Source organism: Paraburkholderia sediminicola (assembly GCF_046030555.1).
Classification (GTDB): Bacteria; Pseudomonadota; Gammaproteobacteria; order Burkholderiales; family Burkholderiaceae; genus Paraburkholderia; species Paraburkholderia sediminicola_E.
The window spans coordinates 14983-33384 of sequence record NZ_JAQQCH010000014.1 but is presented as its reverse complement, the minus strand read 5'-3'; the positions used below and the strand labels follow the sequence as shown (position 1 = coordinate 33384).

General features: G+C 62.6%; 17 protein-coding genes. 15 read left to right on the top strand and 2 right to left on the bottom strand.

What is annotated here, in order from left to right:
- The first annotated feature begins 26 nt into the window (after nucleotides 1–26).
- Nucleotides 27–1685 carry a membrane protein insertase YidC gene (gene yidC, locus PQQ52_RS20320; RefSeq protein WP_408215007.1) on the top strand — a complete coding sequence of 553 codons (1659 nt, stop codon included), beginning with the start codon at nucleotides 27–29 and terminating at the stop codon, nucleotides 1683–1685.
- Between the two features lie 102 nt (nucleotides 1686–1787).
- On the opposite strand, the gene PQQ52_RS20315 is transcribed toward yidC, so the two are convergent.
- On the bottom strand, nucleotides 1788–2261 hold the full coding sequence (locus PQQ52_RS20315) for an XRE family transcriptional regulator (RefSeq protein ID WP_408215005.1): 474 nt from the start codon (nucleotides 2259–2261) through the stop codon (nucleotides 1788–1790).
- Nucleotides 2262–2608: 347 nt separating this feature from the next.
- On the opposite strand from PQQ52_RS20315, the gene mnmE reads away from it, so the two are divergent.
- The 3 genes from mnmE to PQQ52_RS20300 all read left to right on the top strand — a co-directional run bounded on the left by mnmE (nucleotide 2609) and on the right by PQQ52_RS20300 (nucleotide 5896).
- On the top strand, nucleotides 2609–4003 hold the full coding sequence (gene mnmE, locus PQQ52_RS20310) for a tRNA uridine-5-carboxymethylaminomethyl(34) synthesis GTPase MnmE (protein ID WP_408215003.1): 1395 nt from the start codon (nucleotides 2609–2611) through the stop codon (nucleotides 4001–4003).
- Nucleotides 4004–4178: 175 nt separating this feature from the next.
- Nucleotides 4179–5390: a tyrosine-type recombinase/integrase gene (locus PQQ52_RS20305; RefSeq protein WP_408215000.1), complete on the top strand. Its 1212-nt coding sequence runs from the start codon at nucleotides 4179–4181 to the stop codon at nucleotides 5388–5390.
- A gap of 344 nt (nucleotides 5391–5734) precedes the next feature.
- Nucleotides 5735–5896, top strand: coding sequence for a hypothetical protein (locus PQQ52_RS20300; protein WP_408214998.1), 162 nt, complete (start codon nucleotides 5735–5737; stop codon nucleotides 5894–5896).
- Nucleotides 5897–6011: 115 nt separating this feature from the next.
- Here PQQ52_RS20300 and PQQ52_RS20295 read toward each other — a convergent pair whose 3' ends face one another.
- Nucleotides 6012–6353, bottom strand: coding sequence for an ecotin precursor (locus PQQ52_RS20295; RefSeq protein ID WP_408214995.1), 342 nt, complete (start codon nucleotides 6351–6353; stop codon nucleotides 6012–6014).
- Between the two features lie 236 nt (nucleotides 6354–6589).
- Here PQQ52_RS20295 and PQQ52_RS20290 point away from each other — a divergent pair, with 236 nt between their 5' ends.
- The 11 genes from PQQ52_RS20290 (at nucleotide 6590) to sap1 (ending at nucleotide 18318) form a co-directional block, all read left to right on the top strand.
- Nucleotides 6590–8215 carry a methyl-accepting chemotaxis protein gene (locus PQQ52_RS20290; RefSeq protein ID WP_408214992.1) on the top strand — a complete coding sequence of 542 codons (1626 nt, stop codon included), beginning with the start codon at nucleotides 6590–6592 and terminating at the stop codon, nucleotides 8213–8215.
- A gap of 81 nt (nucleotides 8216–8296) precedes the next feature.
- Nucleotides 8297–8761, top strand: coding sequence for a chemotaxis protein CheW (locus PQQ52_RS20285; RefSeq protein WP_408214989.1), 465 nt, complete (start codon nucleotides 8297–8299; stop codon nucleotides 8759–8761).
- Nucleotides 8758–10257, top strand: a complete 1500-nt coding sequence (locus tag PQQ52_RS20280; protein WP_408214986.1) for a CheR family methyltransferase — start codon at nucleotides 8758–8760, stop codon at nucleotides 10255–10257. Before PQQ52_RS20285 ends, PQQ52_RS20280 begins: the two co-directional genes overlap by 4 nt.
- Nucleotides 10250–10933 carry a chemotaxis protein CheW gene (locus PQQ52_RS20275; RefSeq protein ID WP_408214984.1) on the top strand — a complete coding sequence of 228 codons (684 nt, stop codon included), beginning with the start codon at nucleotides 10250–10252 and terminating at the stop codon, nucleotides 10931–10933. The genes PQQ52_RS20280 and PQQ52_RS20275 overlap by 8 nt, the downstream gene beginning before the upstream one ends.
- A complete protein-coding gene (locus PQQ52_RS20270; protein ID WP_408214981.1) occupies nucleotides 10930–13446 on the top strand; it encodes a hybrid sensor histidine kinase/response regulator in 2517 nt (838 codons plus the stop codon). Before PQQ52_RS20275 ends, PQQ52_RS20270 begins: the two co-directional genes overlap by 4 nt.
- 17 nt (nucleotides 13447–13463) lie before the next feature.
- On the top strand, nucleotides 13464–14480 hold the full coding sequence (locus PQQ52_RS20265) for a chemotaxis response regulator protein-glutamate methylesterase (protein WP_408214978.1): 1017 nt from the start codon (nucleotides 13464–13466) through the stop codon (nucleotides 14478–14480).
- 60 nt (nucleotides 14481–14540) lie between these two features.
- Nucleotides 14541–15650 (top strand): diguanylate cyclase, encoded by a 1110-nt coding sequence (locus PQQ52_RS20260; RefSeq protein ID WP_408214975.1) that lies wholly within the window; start codon nucleotides 14541–14543, stop codon nucleotides 15648–15650.
- Nucleotides 15651–15852: 202 nt separating this feature from the next.
- The gene (locus PQQ52_RS20255) at nucleotides 15853–16278 is read left to right on the top strand and encodes an HIT family protein (protein ID WP_408214973.1); all 426 of its coding nucleotides are present in this window, start codon (nucleotides 15853–15855) and stop codon (nucleotides 16276–16278) included.
- 127 nt (nucleotides 16279–16405) lie between these two features.
- The gene (locus PQQ52_RS20250; RefSeq protein ID WP_408214970.1) at nucleotides 16406–16696 is read left to right on the top strand and encodes a hypothetical protein; all 291 of its coding nucleotides are present in this window, start codon (nucleotides 16406–16408) and stop codon (nucleotides 16694–16696) included.
- Nucleotides 16697–16991: 295 nt separating this feature from the next.
- Complete coding sequence (gene speG, locus PQQ52_RS20245; RefSeq protein WP_408214968.1) at nucleotides 16992–17534, top strand: spermidine N1-acetyltransferase; 543 nt, start codon at nucleotides 16992–16994, stop codon at nucleotides 17532–17534.
- Nucleotides 17535–17979: 445 nt separating this feature from the next.
- The gene (gene sap1, locus PQQ52_RS20240; protein ID WP_408214965.1) at nucleotides 17980–18318 is read left to right on the top strand and encodes a surface attachment protein Sap1; all 339 of its coding nucleotides are present in this window, start codon (nucleotides 17980–17982) and stop codon (nucleotides 18316–18318) included.
- Nucleotides 18319–18402 lie beyond the last annotated feature (84 nt).

The following is an 18402-nucleotide window of genomic DNA, read 5'->3' as shown; positions in this document are numbered from 1 at the left end:
CCGTTCCATCGACACTGAGACAACGCATGGATATCAAACGCACCGTCCTATGGGTCATCTTTTTCATGTCAGCTGTCATGCTGTTCGACAACTGGCAACGCGACCACGGACGCCCGTCGATGTTCTTCCCGAGCGCCAACCCGACCAAGACCGTCGGTAGCGCCGCTCCGGGAACCACGACGCCGGGAACCCAGCCCGCCGATTTGCCGGCCACTAACGCAGCAGCGCCGGGCAACGCGCCGGCCGCGGCGCAAGGCCAACTGGTCAAGTTCAGCACCGACGTCTACAACGGTGAGATCGACACTCGCGGCGGCACGCTGTCGAAGCTGTCGCTCGTCAAGCAAGGCGACGGCAAGCAGCCGGATCTGGTCATCACGCTGTTCGACCGCACCGCGAACCACACGTATGTGGCACGCACGGGTCTGCTCGGCGGCGATTTCCCGAACCATAACGACATCTACACGCCGGCGCCGAATCAGCCGACCGATCTGACGGGCGACGAAAAATCGTTCAAGCTCAGCTTCGAATCGCCGGTCAAGGGTGGCGTGAAGGTCATCAAGACCTACACGTTCACGCGCGGCAGCTATGTGATCGGTGTCGACACGAAGATTGAAAACGTCGGTACCGCGCCGGTCACGCCGTCGGTCTATATGGAACTGGTGCGCGACGACACGCCGGTGGAAACGCCGCGCTTCTCGCACACGTTCATCGGACCGGCTGTCTACACCGACCAGCACCACTTCCAGAAGATGACGTTCAGCGACATCGACAAGAACAAGGAAGACTTCGTCAATTCGGCCGACAACGGCTGGATCGCGATGGTGCAGCATTACTTCGCGTCGGCATGGATTCCGCAGCAGGGCGTGAAGCGCGACATCTACGTCGAGAAGATCGATCCGGCGCTGTATCGCGTTGGTGTGAAGGAGCCGGTGCCGACGATCGCCCCGGGTCAATCGGCTGACGTCTCGGCACGCCTGTTCGCCGGTCCGGAAGAAGAGCGCATGCTCGAAGGCATCGCGCCGGGTCTGGAACTGGTGAAGGACTATGGCTGGGTCACGATCATCGCGAAGCCGCTGTTCTGGCTGCTCGAGAAGATCCACAGCTATGTCGGCAACTGGGGCTGGTCGATCGTGCTGCTCACGCTGCTGATCAAGGCCGTGTTCTTCCCGCTGTCGGCGGCAAGCTACAAGTCGATGGCGCGCATGAAGGCGATCACGCCGCGTATGCAAGCCCTGCGCGAACGCTTCAAGGGCGATCCGCAGAAGATGAACTCCGCGCTGATGGAGCTGTACAAGACCGAGAAGGTCAATCCGTTCGGCGGCTGTCTGCCGGTCGTGATTCAGATTCCGGTGTTCATCTCGCTGTACTGGGTGCTGCTGTCGTCGGTTGAAATGCGTGGCGCGCCGTGGATTCTCTGGATTCACGATCTGTCGCAACAGGATCCGTTCTTCATCCTGCCGGTGCTGATGGCCGTCTCGATGTTCCTGCAGACCAAGCTGAACCCGACGCCGCCGGACCCGGTTCAAGCGAAGATGATGATGTTTATGCCGATCGCGTTCTCGGTGATGTTCTTCTTCTTCCCGGCCGGTCTGGTGCTGTACTACGTGGTGAACAACGTGCTGTCGATCGCCCAGCAGTACTACATCACACGGATGATGGGCAAGCCGAAGACGAAAGCAGCCTGATTGATGTCTTGCCGGAAGCGGGCGGTGGTAGCGCCCGCAGGCTGACAGGCAGATGTGAAGCTAGCTGTAAAAAGCCGCCCGGTTTGCGCCGGGCGGCTTTTTTTATGATTCGGCCGATGTTCCCTTATCGTCTGATGTCGAAGCGTCTTCAGGCACGGCCCCGGTTTCCTGTTGCGTGCCACCGTCAAATTCAGTGATCAGTTCTTCCACCAGATTGCGCTGACGCGGCGACAAACCCGCGAACCGGTTAGCCATTTGCGTAACCAGCTCGATCGTTTCAGGCGTCATGGGATATTTCTCGCCTCGACCAAGCGGTTTAGCCTTGCCGGATGGCGTCGGCCCGTAATGCAGCCAGTGAACTTCCTTTTGCAACCATGTGGCTAAAACCTGCAACTTATCGCGCTTTGGAATCGTCGTACCCGCAAGCCATTTGTGCGCGGTTTGTGGTGAGACGGCAGGGCCATTGCGATAAAGCAAATTGAATTCCCTGGCTAAATCGGTCCCGCCCTTAATGTCTTTGGGGAGTGAGTCTTTCAGCCGTTTGGCGAAAGCTGCTTTTTCTTTGGAGGTCGGCATGGGCCCGATTGTGCAATTCGGCGCATAATCAGTGGACAACCAACCGCGCTATTTTATAGCTCAAATAGGCTATTTTTAGCTTGAAATCGCCACCTATTAACGTGTTTCACGATTTCGCCGACTACCGTCTTTTCCTTGTGTAGCGTGCGTTTTAGGCATTCTGGCGCGTCCATCTGTCGCAAGTGTGTCTTAGGCTATCTTAGCTTGTATGAGATAAATCCCCATTTGTCCTATGAAAATCGGGCCGCAACAGGAATCCGGTCTCGGTCCAAGGTCCGAGGATGCCCGCGATACAATGCCCGGCGCCCGCTCCTGCACATTCAATTCCTTCTGATAGCCTCGTTCCCATGCTCGCCACCGATTCCGATCCGATCGTCGCCATTGCCACCGCTCCCGGCCGAGGCGGAATCGGGGTCGTGCGGATTTCGTGCGGCCGTGCCGGGGAAGCCGCGGCGCAGCCGTTGATGCAGGCGCTCATCGGCCAGGCACTCGCGCCGCGTCACGCGAGCTACGTGCCCTTCCTTGACGACAGCGGCAATGCGCTCGATCGCGGCATCGCGCTGTACTTTCCTGCGCCGCACTCCTACACCGGCGAGCATGTCCTTGAGTTGCAAGGCCATGGCGGCCCGGTCGTGCTGCAACTAGTGCTGCAGCGTTGCATCGACGCCGGCCGTGCGTTTGGTCTGCGTCTGGCCGAGCCGGGCGAATTCACGCGGCGCGCGTTTCTCAACGACAAGCTGGATCTGGCGCAAGCGGAAGCCGTCGCCGATCTGATCGAGGCCAGCACCGAGGCCGCCGCGCGCTCGGCGGGACGCTCGCTCGACGGCGCGTTTTCGCGCGACATCCACGCGCTGGTCGAAGAGGTCATCACGCTGCGGATGCTGGTCGAAGCGACGCTCGATTTCCCCGAAGAAGAAATCGACTTTCTCGAAGCCGCCGACGCCCGCGGCAAGCTCACGCGGATCCGCGAGCGCCTCGCGCACGTGCTGAGCGAAGCGCGCCAAGGGGCGTTGTTGCGCGAGGGTTTGTCCGTGGTGCTGGCGGGGCAGCCGAATGTCGGCAAGTCGTCGCTGCTGAACGCGCTCGCCGGCGCGGAGTTGGCCATCGTCACGCCGATCGCCGGCACGACGCGCGACAAGGTTGCGCAGACCATCCAGATCGAAGGTATTCCGCTCCATGTGATCGACACAGCCGGTCTGCGCGATACCGAGGACGAGGTGGAGAAAATCGGTATTGCGCGCACGTGGAGCGAGATCGAACGCGCGGACGTCGTGCTGCATCTGCTCGATGCGCGAACCGGCATGAACGCCGAAGACGAAACGATCGCTGCCCGCTTCCCGAGCGGCGTGCCGGTGGTGCGCGTGCTGAACAAGACGGATCTGACCGGACTCGCACCGACCGTGACGCCGCTGGACGCGGACCTCGATCTCAGCCAAGTGCGACTGTCGGCGAAACAGGGCGATGGCGTCGCGTTGCTGCGAGAAGAATTGCTGCGAATCGCCGGTTGGCAGGCGGGTGCGGAGAGCGTGTATCTCGCGCGCGAGCGGCATCTGATTGCGCTGCGCGCGGCCCAGGAGCATCTGGCGACGGCTGCGGCGCACGCCGATCAGAACTCCCAGGCGCTCGATCTGTTCGCCGAGGAGCTGCGGCTCGCGCAGGACCAGTTGAACTCGATTACTGGTGAATTCAGTTCGGACGACCTGCTCGGCGTGATTTTCAGCCGGTTTTGCATCGGCAAGTAAGACGAGTTGGACATTTCCGCACCAACGCCTTATCTGGTATGCCTAATCAGGTAATTCCAGGTGGTCTGCAAAACACGCACTGAACACGGTCTGTTGACCTAAGTCCGCCCATCTCTTTGGTACACAAAAGACAACCAGTTTAGAATCACCGTTGTCCGTGTATCAACGAGCCGTCATGCCAAAACTAGCCGCCCCCCTCACCGAAGCACAGATCCGCGCGCTTGAACCCCGCGCCACCCGGTATTGCGTAGCAGACGGTAACGGCCTCGTCATCGAAATCATGACGACCGGCACCAAGGTCTGGCGCTTCCGCTATTCGTTGAACGGTAAGCGTCAACCGCTCGCCACAATCGGCGACTATCGGATGATTTCGCTGCGGGTCGCGCGCGCCAAAGCGCAGAAATACGCGGAGATGGTGGCGAGCGGCGTCTCGCCGGTGGCGACAGCGCGCCGCGACCGCGGCGCGGAGAGCAAGGCCGAGGTGCTGCGCGAGGGCGCGGAGCTCTATCTCGCGACGGAGATGGCCGGCAAGTCGAACGAATATCAGCGCACCACGCGGCGCGCGCTCGAAAAAGACGTCCTGCCCGCCATCGGCGCCAAGCCGATCAAAGCCGTGACGGAGGAGGACATCCGCGCGATATGCGACCAGATCAAGAGCCGTGGCTCGCCGAAGATGGCGCTCCACACGCGCAACGCGGTCAAGCGGCTCTATGAGTACCTGATTGCCCGGCAACTCGCTACGACCAACCCGGCAGCGCTCATCCCGGCCCGCTTCATCGCGACGCCGGACAGCCGCACCCGCGTGCTCGCCGCAGACGAAATAGGCGCCATGCTCCGCGCGATCTACGCCTCGAACATTCGACGTCCACTGAAATTGGCTTTGCACCTGCTCGTGCTGACGATGGTGCGGAAATCGGACATCGTCGAGGCGGCCTGGTCCGAATTCAACCTCAATGCAGCGCGATGGACGATCCCCGCCGCGCGAATGAACAAGAGCCGTGAGCATGTGGTGCATCTCTCGCATCAGGCGGTCGCCCTGCTTCGCGAGCTTCAGGACACGAAGACCAGCCGGAATTTCGTCTTCCCGAGCGTCAGGGGCGACGATCGTCCGATCGCCAAGAGCACGCTCAATCAGGCCGTCAAATCGCTCGGACTCGACGTGGAGCATTTCGTCCTGCATGACTTTCGGCGCACCGCCGCGACCCATCTACACGAGATGGGACAGCCTTCGGAGGCGATTGAAAATGCGCTGGCGCATGCCGTCAAAGACACCACGGGCAGAGACAGCCACGCGGAGCATGTGGCACAGCGGCGTCGAAGCTTGCAACTGTGGGCGGATTTTGTCGACGCCCAGATCGAGAGCGGCCGACAAGGCGTGATCGGCTAAGTGCAGCACGTCCAGCAGATGCGGTAAGCGCCAGGCCGGCTGCCAAGGCTCACCACGCCGTCGGCCAGCCGTAAGCCGTAAGCCGTAAGCCGTAAGCCGTAAGCCGTAAGCCGTAAGCCGTAAGCCGTCGATGGTACACATCAAAATCAAACTGAGCTTCAACCCCATGTCTTTAAACAGAAAGATAAGCGCTTCACGAGGTTCTAAATCGCGCTGCAACGGCTTCCCGTCAGCCAATTCACGTCAATCCCGCCGCGCCGCCAGCCAACCCATCACAGTAGCCTTTCTTCCCGCCGTTCATCGCCTAAACTAAAGCATGATTGCAAGCCGAGGTGGAGGCTCCGATGTCTGAATCGTTAATGGCTTATTTGTTGGGACCTTTGGTGATGCTGCTGGTCGGCGTCGTGATCTGGGCTGCGTCCCACCCGCGCCATAAGACGGGGCCGGAGCGCCTCGAGCGCTGGCTCGATACGCACTATGCGGAGTGGCTACATCACAAGCACTGAGCACTGAAGCACCGAGCGGAGTCCCCCAACAAGAAAAGGCCGTCGCAATATTGCGACGGCCTTTTTCTCTGCAGCGCGCGGGCGTCGAAGCGACACGCGCGCCGGTACCTTCCGTTTACCAGCCCTGTTGCGGCTGCTGCGGATACCCATATTGTGCGGGCGGCGGTGCGCCGCACGCGACGTACGCACGCTGGTACTGGTCATAGCAGTATCCCGGCGGCGGCCCCGCATACACAGGCGCCTGCTGATACACCGGTTGCGCATACACCGGTTGCGCATAGACCGGCTGCTGGTAAGCGACCATCGGCGGCGGATTCAATGCGGACGTGACCACCGCGCCCAGCAAGGCACCGCCGATCAGCGCACCGACCACATCGCCGCCATTGCCGTGAGCTGACGCTTGACCCGCCACACTCAGGCTCCCGACCATCAACAACGCCATCGCCATCTTTTTCATGTTTGACTCCCGCCGTTCAGGCATGGAACAGATTGTGTGGGCTGCGTGCAGAAATAGATGCTGCAGTTGGTAACCGGGCATTACGGGTGTAACGTCGCGCGGGCAGTCCTGTAAAATCCGCCGCATAACCCGTCAGACAAATCCGACGACCTGCGAAGCTTTCCGATCCCCCGACCCGGGACCCACAAGTCGACATCGGGCGTCGGGACCAAGCCAAAAAATTAAGGGGCGTGCGCGTGAAACAATGGACCATCCGGCAACGGATTCTGTGCAGCTTCGGGATCGTGCTGATCGTGATGTTGGTAATGGCAATCGTCACTTTCGAGCAACTCGGTGGCATCGACCATGACGCGAAGAGCCAGCAGCAGGACTCGATGCCCGGCCTCTACTACGCGACCGCGATGCGCGCGGCCTGGTTCGAGAACTACACCGTCACGCAGCGCCTCATCTATGTCGACGCGGACCCCGATTCCGTCAAGCGCGACTCCACGCGCCTTGTCGAGACACAGCAAACGCTGCAGAAGCTGCTCAATGATTACGGCGGCACCATCTTCCGTCAGGAAGACCGTGAACTCTTCGGCGACTTCCGCCAGCAACACGCGCAATACCTGCCTATCCAGGCATCGCTGCTGACCGCCCTGCCGACCTCGAAAGAGAACGCCGCGCACATCTTCAACTCGCAGCTCACGCCGATCTGGGAAACCGGCCGGCTTTCCGTGCGCAAGCTGGTGGACAACAACAAGGCGTACGCTGACCAGTCCGCCGAAAGCATCCGCAGCTCGGTCGAGACGACCCGTATCGTGCTGCTCGTGATGCTGCTGATCGCCGCCGTCGCCGCCGTGCTGGCCGGTTACTGGCTGCTGCGCGCGGTCACCACGCCGATGGCGAAGGTGCTGCAAGTCGTCGACGTCATGCGCACGGGCGACCTCACGCAGCGTCTGCAACTGAACCGCGCGGATGAAATCGGCGCGCTCGAAGCCGGCTTTAACCGCATGACCGATGAGCTCACCGCGCTGGTCGGCCAGGCGCAGAAATCGGCGGTCCAGGTCACCACGTCGGTCACGGAAATCGCCGCGACCTCGCGTGAACAGCAAGCCACCGCGAACGAAACCGCGGCGACCACCACCGAGATCGGCGCCACGTCGCGCGAAATCTTCGCAACCTCGCGCGATCTGCTGCGCACGATGAACGAAGTCTCCGAAGTAGCCGGCCAGTCGGCGGCGCTCGCGGGCACCGGTCACGCCGGTCTCGCGCGCATGGAAGACACCATGCGCCTCGTAATGGAAGCGGCCGGCTCGGTCAACGCGAAGCTTGCGATCCTCAACGAGAAGGCCAGCAACATCAACCAGGTCGTCGCCACCATCACCAAGGTCGCGGATCAGACCAACCTGCTCTCACTGAACGCGGCGATCGAAGCGGAAAAGGCCGGCGAATATGGCCGCGGCTTCGCGGTCGTGGCGACCGAGATCCGCCGCCTCGCGGATCAAACCGCCGTGGCGACCTACGACATCGAACAGATGGTCAAGGAGATTCAGTCGGCGGTGGCGGCGGGTGTGATGGGCATGGACAAGTTTTCCGAAGAAGTGCGGCGCGGCATGCTCGACGTGCAGAACGTGGGCGGCCATCTCACGCAGATCATTCAGCAGGTGCAGGCGCTCGCGCCGCGCTTCTCGATGGTCAACGAAGGCATGCAGACGCAGGCCACCGGCGCGGAGCAGATTACCCAGGCACTGACGCAGCTCTCGGAGGCCGCGCAGCAGACGGCGGAATCGCTGCGCCAGTCGACTCAGGCTATCGACGATCTGACGCACGTCGCCAATAGCTTGCGCACCGGCGTATCGCGCTTCAAGGTGGTGGCCTGAAGCGTCGCGGCGGGCTCATGAAGCACGCTGACGCCGACCCACCCTCACGCCCCTCCACAGCCCAAACCCACACCCACGCCGATGCTCTTCATCCTCTTCACGCTCGATAGCGAACGCTACGTGATCGACGCGACGCAGGTGGAGCGTCTGATGCCGCTCACGCCGCAATCGCCGCCGAAGACGATTCCCGGTGCGCCGTCGTGGGTCGCGGGCGTACTCGATCACGAAGGCGCGCCGCTGCCGGTGATCGATCTGCCGGCGCTCGCGCTCGGCCGCCCTGCCGCGCAGCTGATGTCGACGCGCGTCGTGCTGGTGCGCTATCCGCACGCGGGCACGGTGCGCCTGCTCGCGCTCCTGCTCGAAGGCGCAACGCGCACCATCCGCCTCAGCGCCGACGCGTTCCAGGATGCCGGCATCGACACCCCGCACGCGCGCTATCTGGGTCCGGTCGCGAGCGAAGCAGGTGGTCTGGTGCAATGGATTCGCGTCGAGCATCTGCTGCCCGACGACGTCAAAGCGTTGCTATTTCCCGAGGCGCACGCATGAACGCGCATCACGACAACGCGCCGCTGTATCGACGCTTCGTCGATCTGCTGCATCGAACCATCGGACTCGATGCCGCGTCGCTCGGTCATAGTGCGATCGAGCGAGCGGTCGATCAGCGCGCCGCCGCCTGGTGCGCGGAGGGTCACGCCGGCGCCACGCTCGCCGACTACTGGGAAGCCGCGCAGGCATCACCTTCGATCGTGCAAGCGTTGGTCGAAACGGTAGTGGTGCCGGAGACCTGGTTCTATCGCGACGCTGACGCATTCAGGGCGCTCGCGCGTCTCGCGCATGAACGTCTCGACGAGCGCGGCACCGCGCTGCCGCTGCGGATTCTGAGCCTGCCCTGCTCGACCGGCGAAGAGCCGTACACGATCGCGATGACTTTGCTCGATGCCGGCATCGACCCCGCGCACATGCGCATCGACGCGATGGATATCAGCGAGCGCTCACTGGCCGTCGCACAGCGCGCCCTGTACAGCCGCAACTCGTTTCGCGGCAACGCGTTCCCGTTTCGCGACGCGCACTTCGCGCGCACCGAAGACGGCTGGCGTCTTGCGCCGCGTATCGTCGACGCGGTCCGGTTCTCGCGCGCCAACCTGATGCAACTCGATGCCACGGCGCTCGGCGTCTACGACTTCGTGTTCTGCCGCAACGTGCTGATTTACTTCGATCGCGAGGCACAACACGCGGCCTTGCACGCGCTCAATAGCGTGCTGGCCGAAAACGGCACGCTGTTCGTTGGTCCCGCGGAAACCGGGCTGTTGATGCGTCATGGCATGCAGTCGGCGAAGATTCCTTTGGCGTTCGCGTTCCACCGCGCCACGGCTGGTGAAGCGCAGTTCAATGGCTGGCATACCGCGCCGTTCGCCACCGCCGCCGCACTGGCAATGACTCATTCACCGGTGCCCGCGCTCGCCCCGCTGCAAGTGTTTTCAGCAGAGCCGTTCGCGTGGCCCGATCCGGTTGCGCGCACACCGTTCAGTGACGTCGCAACGCCGGCACCGTTTAACGGGACTTCGCCATACATACCGCCGGAAGGGAATTCACCCCGCTTGCCGTTGGATGGCATGTCGCCGCAAACGTCATTGAACGGTATTTCGCAACGCACACCGGCGCCGTTCAAAGCCGCATCACCGTCGCGCGAGTTCATGTCGTCGCACATCGCCTCGCCGACCAACGCCGCACGCGATACGCTGCAAGCCGCGCATGCGTTAGCCGACGCAGGCCGTCTGACGGAAGCGGCGAACGCGATCAACGCTTACCTGGAACAGCACGCACCGCACGCTGACGCGTTCTATCTGCTCGGTGTGCTGGCCGACGCCAGCGGCGATACGAACCTCGCACGCGGCCAGTATCGCAAGGCGCTCTACCTCGACCCGCAACACGCCGGAGCACTCGCGCATCTGGCGACGCTGCTCGAACTCGAAGGCGATCGCAACGGCGCACGTCTGTTGATGGAACGCGCGTCGCGCGCACAGGGAGCGCAACGTGGTTGAGGATCGCACGGTGAGCTTCGACGATTGCTGGAACCGCATCGGCGTACGCGGCGATTCATCGTGTGAGCGGCTGGTCGAGTACGTGCGCTGCCTGAATTGCCCCGTGTTCGAGGCGGCGGCGGCCAAATTGCTGGAGCGTCCGATTCCGCAGGTGGATCTCTCGCAACATGAGAGCCGCACGCCGACGCGACAGCAACGACACGATCTGCAAGGTGCGAGTGAGTCGTTTCTCATCTTCCGTATCGGCGGCGAATGGCTCGCGCTGCCCACGCCGATCTTCAAACGCATCGTGCAGACGCGGCCGATCCATACGTTGCCACATCGGCAGCATCGCGCGGTGCTGGGTGTGGTGAACGTGCAGGGTGACTTGCTGGTGTGCTTGTCGCTCGCGCATCTGCTGGGTTTCGAGGCCGACACCACTGCGCACGACGACAAAGCGCGTCACGATCTGCCGCGTTTGCTGGTGGTCTCGCGCGCGGAAGAGCACGCGGTGCTGCCCGTCGACCAGGTCGACGGCGTGCATCGGATCGCGATCTCTACATTTTGCCCGCCGCCCGCGACGCTGTCGCAAGCGGCCGCCGCGCACACGCGGGCAGTGGCCCCGTGGCGCGGCATGACGGTCGGCCTGCTCGACGCCGACGCATTGTTCGATACCTTGAACCGGAGTCTCGGATGACGGACGACCCGCGCCGCCCGTCGCTGATCGATCTCTTTCACGAGGAAGCGCGGACCCAGGCACGCGTGCTCAACGACGGCCTGCTCGGCCTCGACCGAGCACCGCGCGATGCCGCCGCGCTTGAGGCCTGCATGCGTGCGGCTCATTCGCTGAAGGGCGCGGCGCGTATCGTCGGCGTGCAGGTCGGTGTCGAACTCGCGCATGCGATGGAAGATTGTTTCGTCGCGGCGCAGGAAGGGCGCGCGTTGCTCGACCCTGCCTGGATCGACGAGTTGCTGCGCGGTGTCGATATCGTTACGCGCATCGGCAATGATGAAGACGAGTCGGCGCGTGACGCCGTCAGCGCGTGCGTGGCGTCATTGCAAGCGCGTATGGTGGGTGTCGCGCCGCATGGGGCGGCAATGCGGCGGGATGCTATGCCACCGGCTGCTTCTACACCTGCAGCGAATCCTGCTCGCTTCGTCGGCGCTGCACCTGCACCTGCACCTGCACCTGCACCTGCACCTGCACCTGCACCTGCACCCAGCGTAGCCGCCGAACCCCCAACCGCATCGGCCAGTGCCGACCATGACGCCGACGCTGCATTCAACCTGCTAGCGAGTGCCTTACGCGCCGAAGCGACGCCTGCGTCATCCGCGCCGGCCAGCACGACTGCAATTGGGTCCACGTCAACCTCTGCAATCCTGTCCGCTCCTGCAGGCGTCTCCGTGTCTGCAGCCGCGGCCGCGCCCACGTCGAACGAGACGGGCGCCCCGGCAACAGACCCTGGCCGCATGCTGCGCGTACGCGCCGACAACCTCGACCGGCTACTCTCCCTATCCGGCGAATCGCTGGTCGAATCGCGCTGGCTCAAACCTTTCGCGCAATCGATGCTGCGCGTCAAACGCGTCCAACGTGACGGCACACGCGCACTGGATCAGTTACACGAAACGCTTGCCGACCTGAAGCTCGACCCACGCGCGCACGCCGCGCTCGAAGAATTGCGCCGCCTGACAGCGGAATCGCAGCATCTGCTCGCCGAACGTCTGGCCGATCTGGAGAGCTTCGACCGCCGCTCGACCCATCTGTCGCAGCAGCTTTACGACGCCGCCCTGCAATGCCGGATGCGCCCCTTCGGCGACGGCACCAGCGGTCTCGCACGCATGGTGCGTGACGTCGCGCGTTCGCTCGGCAAGAAGGTGCGCTGGCAACTGGTCGGCGAATCGACTCAGGTGGACCGCGACATTCTCGATCTGCTCGAAGCGCCGCTCGGCCATATGCTGCGCAACGCGATCGATCACGGCATCGAAGCGCCCGCGGTACGTCTCGCGCACGGCAAGTCCGAAGAAGGCACGCTCACGCTCGACGCCCGCCACACCGCCGGCGCATTGCTCATCACCGTCACCGACGACGGCGCGGGCATCGACCTCGACGCATTGCGCACCTCGATCGTTCGCAAAAAACTGGCGAGCGCCGAAACGGCCGCGCGCCTGTCCGAGACCGAGTTCCTCGAATTCCTCTTCCTGCCCGGCTTCTCGCTGCGCGATCAGGTCACGGAAGTCTCGGGCCGTGGCGTCGGGCTCGACGCAGTGCACGACGTCGTCAAGCGCGTGCGCGGCACGGTGCGCATCACGCACGAACCCGGCTTCGGCACGCGCATGCAGTTGCAGTTGCCGCTCACGCTCTCCGTGATCCGCAGCCTGCTCGTCGAAGTCGCGGGCGAGCCGTACGCGGTGCCGCTCGCGCATGTGAACCGCACACTGCACGTGAGCCGCGCAGAGATCGAATTGCTCGAAGGCCATCAGCACATTGCCTTCGACGGCCGCCGCATCGGCGTCGTCACCGCGCATCAGATTCTCGACACCGCGCCACCCGCCAGCGAAGCCGATACCGTCAGCATGATCGTGATCGGCGACGGCGAAGAAACCTACGGCGTGGTGGTCGATCGCTTTCTCGGTGAGCGGATGCTGGTCGTGCAGCCGCTCGACCCCCGCCTCGGCAAAATCAGGAACATTACCGCCGGCGCGTTGATGGAAAACGGCGACCCGGTGCTGATCGCGGATGTCGACGACTGGCTGCGCTCAGTCGAACGGCTCGTGGCGGGCGGCGATCTGAAACACACGCAGAACGGCACGGCCCTCGCCGCCCGGCGCGTCACGCGGCGCGTGCTGGTGGTCGACGATTCGCTCACCGTGCGCGAACTCGAGCGCAAGCTGCTGGCTACGCGTGGCTACGATGTGACGATCGCCGTCGACGGCATGGACGGCTGGAACGCCGTGCGCGGCGAGCGCTTCGACCTCGTGATTACCGACATCGACATGCCGCGCATGGACGGTATCGAACTCGTCACGCTCATCAAGCGTGATCCGCAGCTGCAGGCGCTGCCGGTGATGATCGTCTCGTACAAGGATCGCGAAGAGGACCGCCGCGCCGGCCTGAACGCGGGCGCGGATTACTATCTGGCGAAAGGCAGTTTCCACGACGAAGCATTGCTCGATGCCGTGCGTGATCTGATCGGCGAAGCTTACGGTTAACCCCACGGGTAAAACGGATGAAAATCGGTATCGTCAATGACCTGCCCCTCGCCGTCGAGGCCCTGCGCCGCGCGCTCGCGGCGCGCCCCGACTATGAGCTGCTGTGGGTCGCGCAGGACGGCGAGCAGGCGGTCGATTTCTGCACCGCACAGCGGCCCGACATCGTGCTGATGGATCTCGTCATGCCGAACGTCGACGGCATCGAGGCCACGCGTCGCATCATGGCGAAGGCGCCATGCGCGATCCTGATCGTGACCGTCGACGTGGGTGCGAACGCGTGGCGGGTCTACGAAGCGATGGGCGCGGGCGCGCTCGATGCGGTCGATACGCCCTCGCTGAGCGGTCCGGACGCGCCTAAGAGCATCGCCACCCTGATCGCGAAGATCGACCACATCGCCGCCCTGGTCAGGGAGCGCAATACGCCTGGCGCGGCGGCTGCATCAACGCCCATCAGCGCGACGAATCGCGACACGTCGCTGGTTGCGATCGGCGCCTCGGCGGGCGGCCCGGCGGCACTCGCCACCCTGCTCGCCGGTTTGCCGAAAGACTTCCCTGCGGCAATTGTCATCGTCCAGCACGTCGACGCGGCATTCGCCGCCGGCATGGCCGACTGGCTGAACCAGCAGTCGGCGCTGCCGGTGCGGATCGCCCGCGAAGGCGACCGGCCGCAAGCGGGCGTCGCCCTGCTCGCCGCCACCGACGACCATCTGCACCTGAAGCTGCCTAACGTGCTCGGTTACACCACCGTGCCGGCAGAAACGCCCTATCGGCCTTCCGTCGACGTGTTTTTTCATAGTGTCGTGGCACGCTGGCCGGCGCGAGCAATCGGCGTGCTGCTGACCGGCATGGGCCGCGACGGCGCAATCGGGCTCAAGGCGATGCGCACCAAGGGCTATCACACGATCGCGCAGGACGAGGCAACCAGCGCCGTCTACGGCATGCCCAAAGCGGCCGCGACGCTCGATGCCGCTGCCGCGATCCTGCCGTTGCCCCGCATCGCCGCCGCGCTCGCCGCCGCCGTTTGCGCGAGGTAGGCGCACACTAGCCGCACTTAGCCCGCTACGACTCATTGACATTCATTCTGGCTGACCAACATGGACACTCCCAAACCGCATCAGAACGCCACTGCGCCGAACCTTGCAGAACACGACGCGAATGCGCAGACGTACGCGGAGGACGCGCCCAATAGCGCCATCGACGACGCATTGGCGCGTATCCTCGGCAATCCGCCCGCAGCCGAGTGCCCGATCATGGTGTTGCTGGTCGACGATCAGGCGATCATCGCCGAGGCGGTCCGCCAGGCGCTGGCCGATGAAGCGAGCGTCGACTTTCACTACTGCGCGTCGCCCGAAGAGGCGGTGCGCTGCGCCGACGAAACCCGCGCAACGGTGATTCTGCAAGACCTGGTGATGCCCGGCACCGACGGCCTGACCCTCGTGCGGCAATACCGGCAGAATCCGTCGACGCGCGATATTCCGATCATCGTGCTGTCGACCAAGGAAGAGCCGTTGGTGAAGAGCGCCGCCTTCGCTGCGGGCGCTAACGACTACCTGGTGAAGCTGCCGGACCGCATCGAGTTGATCGCGCGGATTCGCTATCACTCGCGCTCGTACCTGAACCTGTTGCAGCGCGACGAGGCCTATCAGGCGCTGCGTCAGTCGCAGCAGCAATTGCTCGCGACCAACCTGGAATTGCAGCGGCTCACGCATTCGGATGGTTTGACAGGTTTGTCGAATCGTCGTTACCTCGATCAGTACCTCGCCGCCGAATGGCGTCGTGGCACGCGCGACAAAACCGGCCTCGGTTTTCTAATGATCGATGTGGATAACTTCAAGGCCTACAACGACACGTATGGACACGTTGCCGGCGACGAAGTGCTTAAGCGCGTCGCCCACACCATCGAGTCGTGCCTCGGACGCTCGCCCGATCTCGCGGCACGATTTGGCGGCGAAGAGTTTGCGGTGGTGTTGCCGGGCACGTCTTCGGGTGGATTGCGGTTGCTCGCTGAAAAGATCCGCATTGCGATCGAAGGGCTCGGCATTCCGCATGCGGGGTCGACGAGCGGCGTCGTGACGATCAGCATCGGCGCGGCGATGATCGTGCCATCCGCAAGCGAACCGGTGACGACGCTGATCGAAGCCGCCGACGTCGGACTGTATCGGGCAAAGCGGGATGGGAAGAATCAGGTCGCGGTGAGTGGCTAATCAGCGCGCATAACGTGCGGCCGGCACCTTGAGCGACAGGTTCGGCTGCAGTTGTTGACGAGCGGTGTTGAAGCGCTCCCAATCGGCCGCCTCCGGCAGCGACGGAATCAAACGCACCGCGCGCGTGTTGTAACAGATGTGGTGGACAATATCGCCGACAGCACCTCCCCCTTGATACAGACAGCACCCTAGAGGACGCGAGATGAATTACGACAACAGCAACCCCTTCGCGAAGATTCTGCGCGGCGAACTACCCTGCATCAAAGTGGCGGAAAGCGACGCTGCACTGGCCTTCATGGACCTGATGCCGCAAGCTGACGGTCACGTGCTGGTCGTGCCAAAGGAAGCGGCGGTTGAGATTTTCGAGTTGTCGGACGCCTCGACGGTGGCCTGCATGCGCATGACACAGAAGCTCGCCATCGCCGTACGCGCGGCGCTGCGCCCTGACGGCGTGTTCATCGGACAGTTCAACGGCGCGGCGGCGGGACAAACGGTGCCGCACGTGCATTTTCACGTGATCCCGCGCTGGGAAGGCCAGCCACTGCGCATGCACGCACGCGAAGTCGCCGATACGGCCACGGTGGAAGCGCTGGCCAAACGCATTCGCGACCACTGGCGCGCTCACTGATGCGCCCACTGACGCCAGGCGCGGCGTAACTGGTCACGCCCCGTAATATGTGTAAAGGCCGGTGAAACCAGCCGCACGCGCTGTGCGGCTAGACTGGTGTCTGCCTTGTACCCGCAAGGCATTGAGTGTGGATCTCTTTTCAGCCTGCCCGAAACGGCAGGCTTTTTTATTTGCGGGTTCAATTCGCGAGGCGCCCTCGCCTCGTCACTTGCCACATGTTAACCACGCGCTCACCCATGCGGCCGCCCAACCGGCATCAAAGCCGATGCCGCGAACGGCGCAGCGGATGCCGCCAGTCGATCCGATGCCGTTTCGCCGGCACGGGATTCATCTCGTGCAGATGCCGGTGTTCCTGCCACAATTCGTCGGAGAAAAGAAACGCGACGATAAGCAGCGGGATAACCAGAAAGGCGCCTAATATCAAGTGCTCGATCACGGTAGCCTCCATCGCAAGAGCCTGATTTCATTGTAGAGCACCGCATGTGCCCACACCGTGCCGAGCCCCTCACAAATTTACGACAAGCGGCCTGCGACAACGCGACGCCCCACCGCCGCCGAACCCGCGTGGCGCCTCGCGCTTTGCAAAAACGCGCTGCCCCGGAGTCTGGCGTTGCAAGAACTCCCTGCGCTGAGCCCGGACTAACAGGAAACGCAAGCCTGAGGCCTCGCCCTGAGCTTGCGCACTCAAATCAATAATTCTCAAGGGGAATCCAATGACTATCGAACGCAGCAGCGAACTGACCCTGCGTCCGCTCGAGCGCACCGATCTACGCTTCGTCCACGAAGTGAATAACAACGCAAAGATCATGCGTTACTGGTTCGAAGAGCCCTATGAAACGTTCTCCGAACTGACTCAACTGTACGACCAGCACGTGCACGACCTGCGCGAGCGCCGTTTCGTCGCGATCGACAACGACGGCCAGACCGTCGGCGTCGTCGAGTTGATCGAGCTGGACTACATTCACCGGCGTGGCGAGTTCCAGATCATCATCGCGCCGCACGCACAGGGCCGCGGCTACGCCACCATCGCCACGCAGCTCGCGATCGACTACGCGTTTTCGGTGCTGAACCTGCGTAAGGTCTACCTGATCGTCGACAAGTCGAATACCGCTGCCATTCACGTCTATGAGAAGTGCGGTTTCCGGCACGAGGCCGAGCTGATCGAAGAGTTTTTCGGCAATGGCCGTTATCACAATGCATTACGCATGTGCATGTTCCAGTCCGAGTTCTTTGAGGGTAATCAGCAGCCCCAGTAACCCGCGGCCGGGCCGCCCAGCGACGCCCCGCCGCGTCGCCTGGCGCACCTGGCACCGTTTATCTTCAGTATGCACCCCGTTATTTCGTGATTTTTGATTAGTCGGGTGAATGACTTTGTGTGCAATGCACCAAGTCCATCCGTTAATTGTATTAATTCACTTAATTGGTGCCTCTCGTTTACGCCAATACGTGCCGCAAAGCTTTACTGGTTAAAGCAGCGCACCTCGCCCGTCCTTTAGTTATCCGTTGCAATCCACCCTGTTTAAGTGGCTGCTCAAGGTTTAAGCAGGCACCAAAGGTGGTGCGACAATTCGCCGCTGTTGCGACCGCACACAAGATGTGCTTGTCCTTATCTCGCGTTCTCCTAAAGTGCAAGGTGCGGGTTCGACGTTAAAGTTAAATACATAGCTAACCTGAGTTATTCAACCCGCACCGGAGGAAAATATGAAAACGCGAATCGCCCTTGTTTTCGCCATTGCGGGTTTGGCTGCTGCTTCTGTCCAGGCACAAGATTCCATGGTCAAGCCGCAGCAAACCATACAGTTCAAGGCTAACGCGTACGGTTGCCTGTCGAAGGATAAACTCGACGCCGCCGACCAACATGCGCAAGCTGGTGAACAGCAAAAGATGCAGGAATTCTTCTCCGGATATCAGTGCGTTTCCGCGCCGGAAAACTCGAGTTTCCGGGTTGTGCGCGTGGTTGGGCACGATGTCGAATTCGTAAATTCCGCTAATAGTGATACGGAAGGCCTCTGGGCAAACGATCGATTCATCAAACAATAAGTCAAACGCCAACACTCTGGCGAAGCGCCGGAGTTTTTGACGGTCGCCATAAACCCTCTGGCTTTAAAAGCCAGGGGTTGTGAA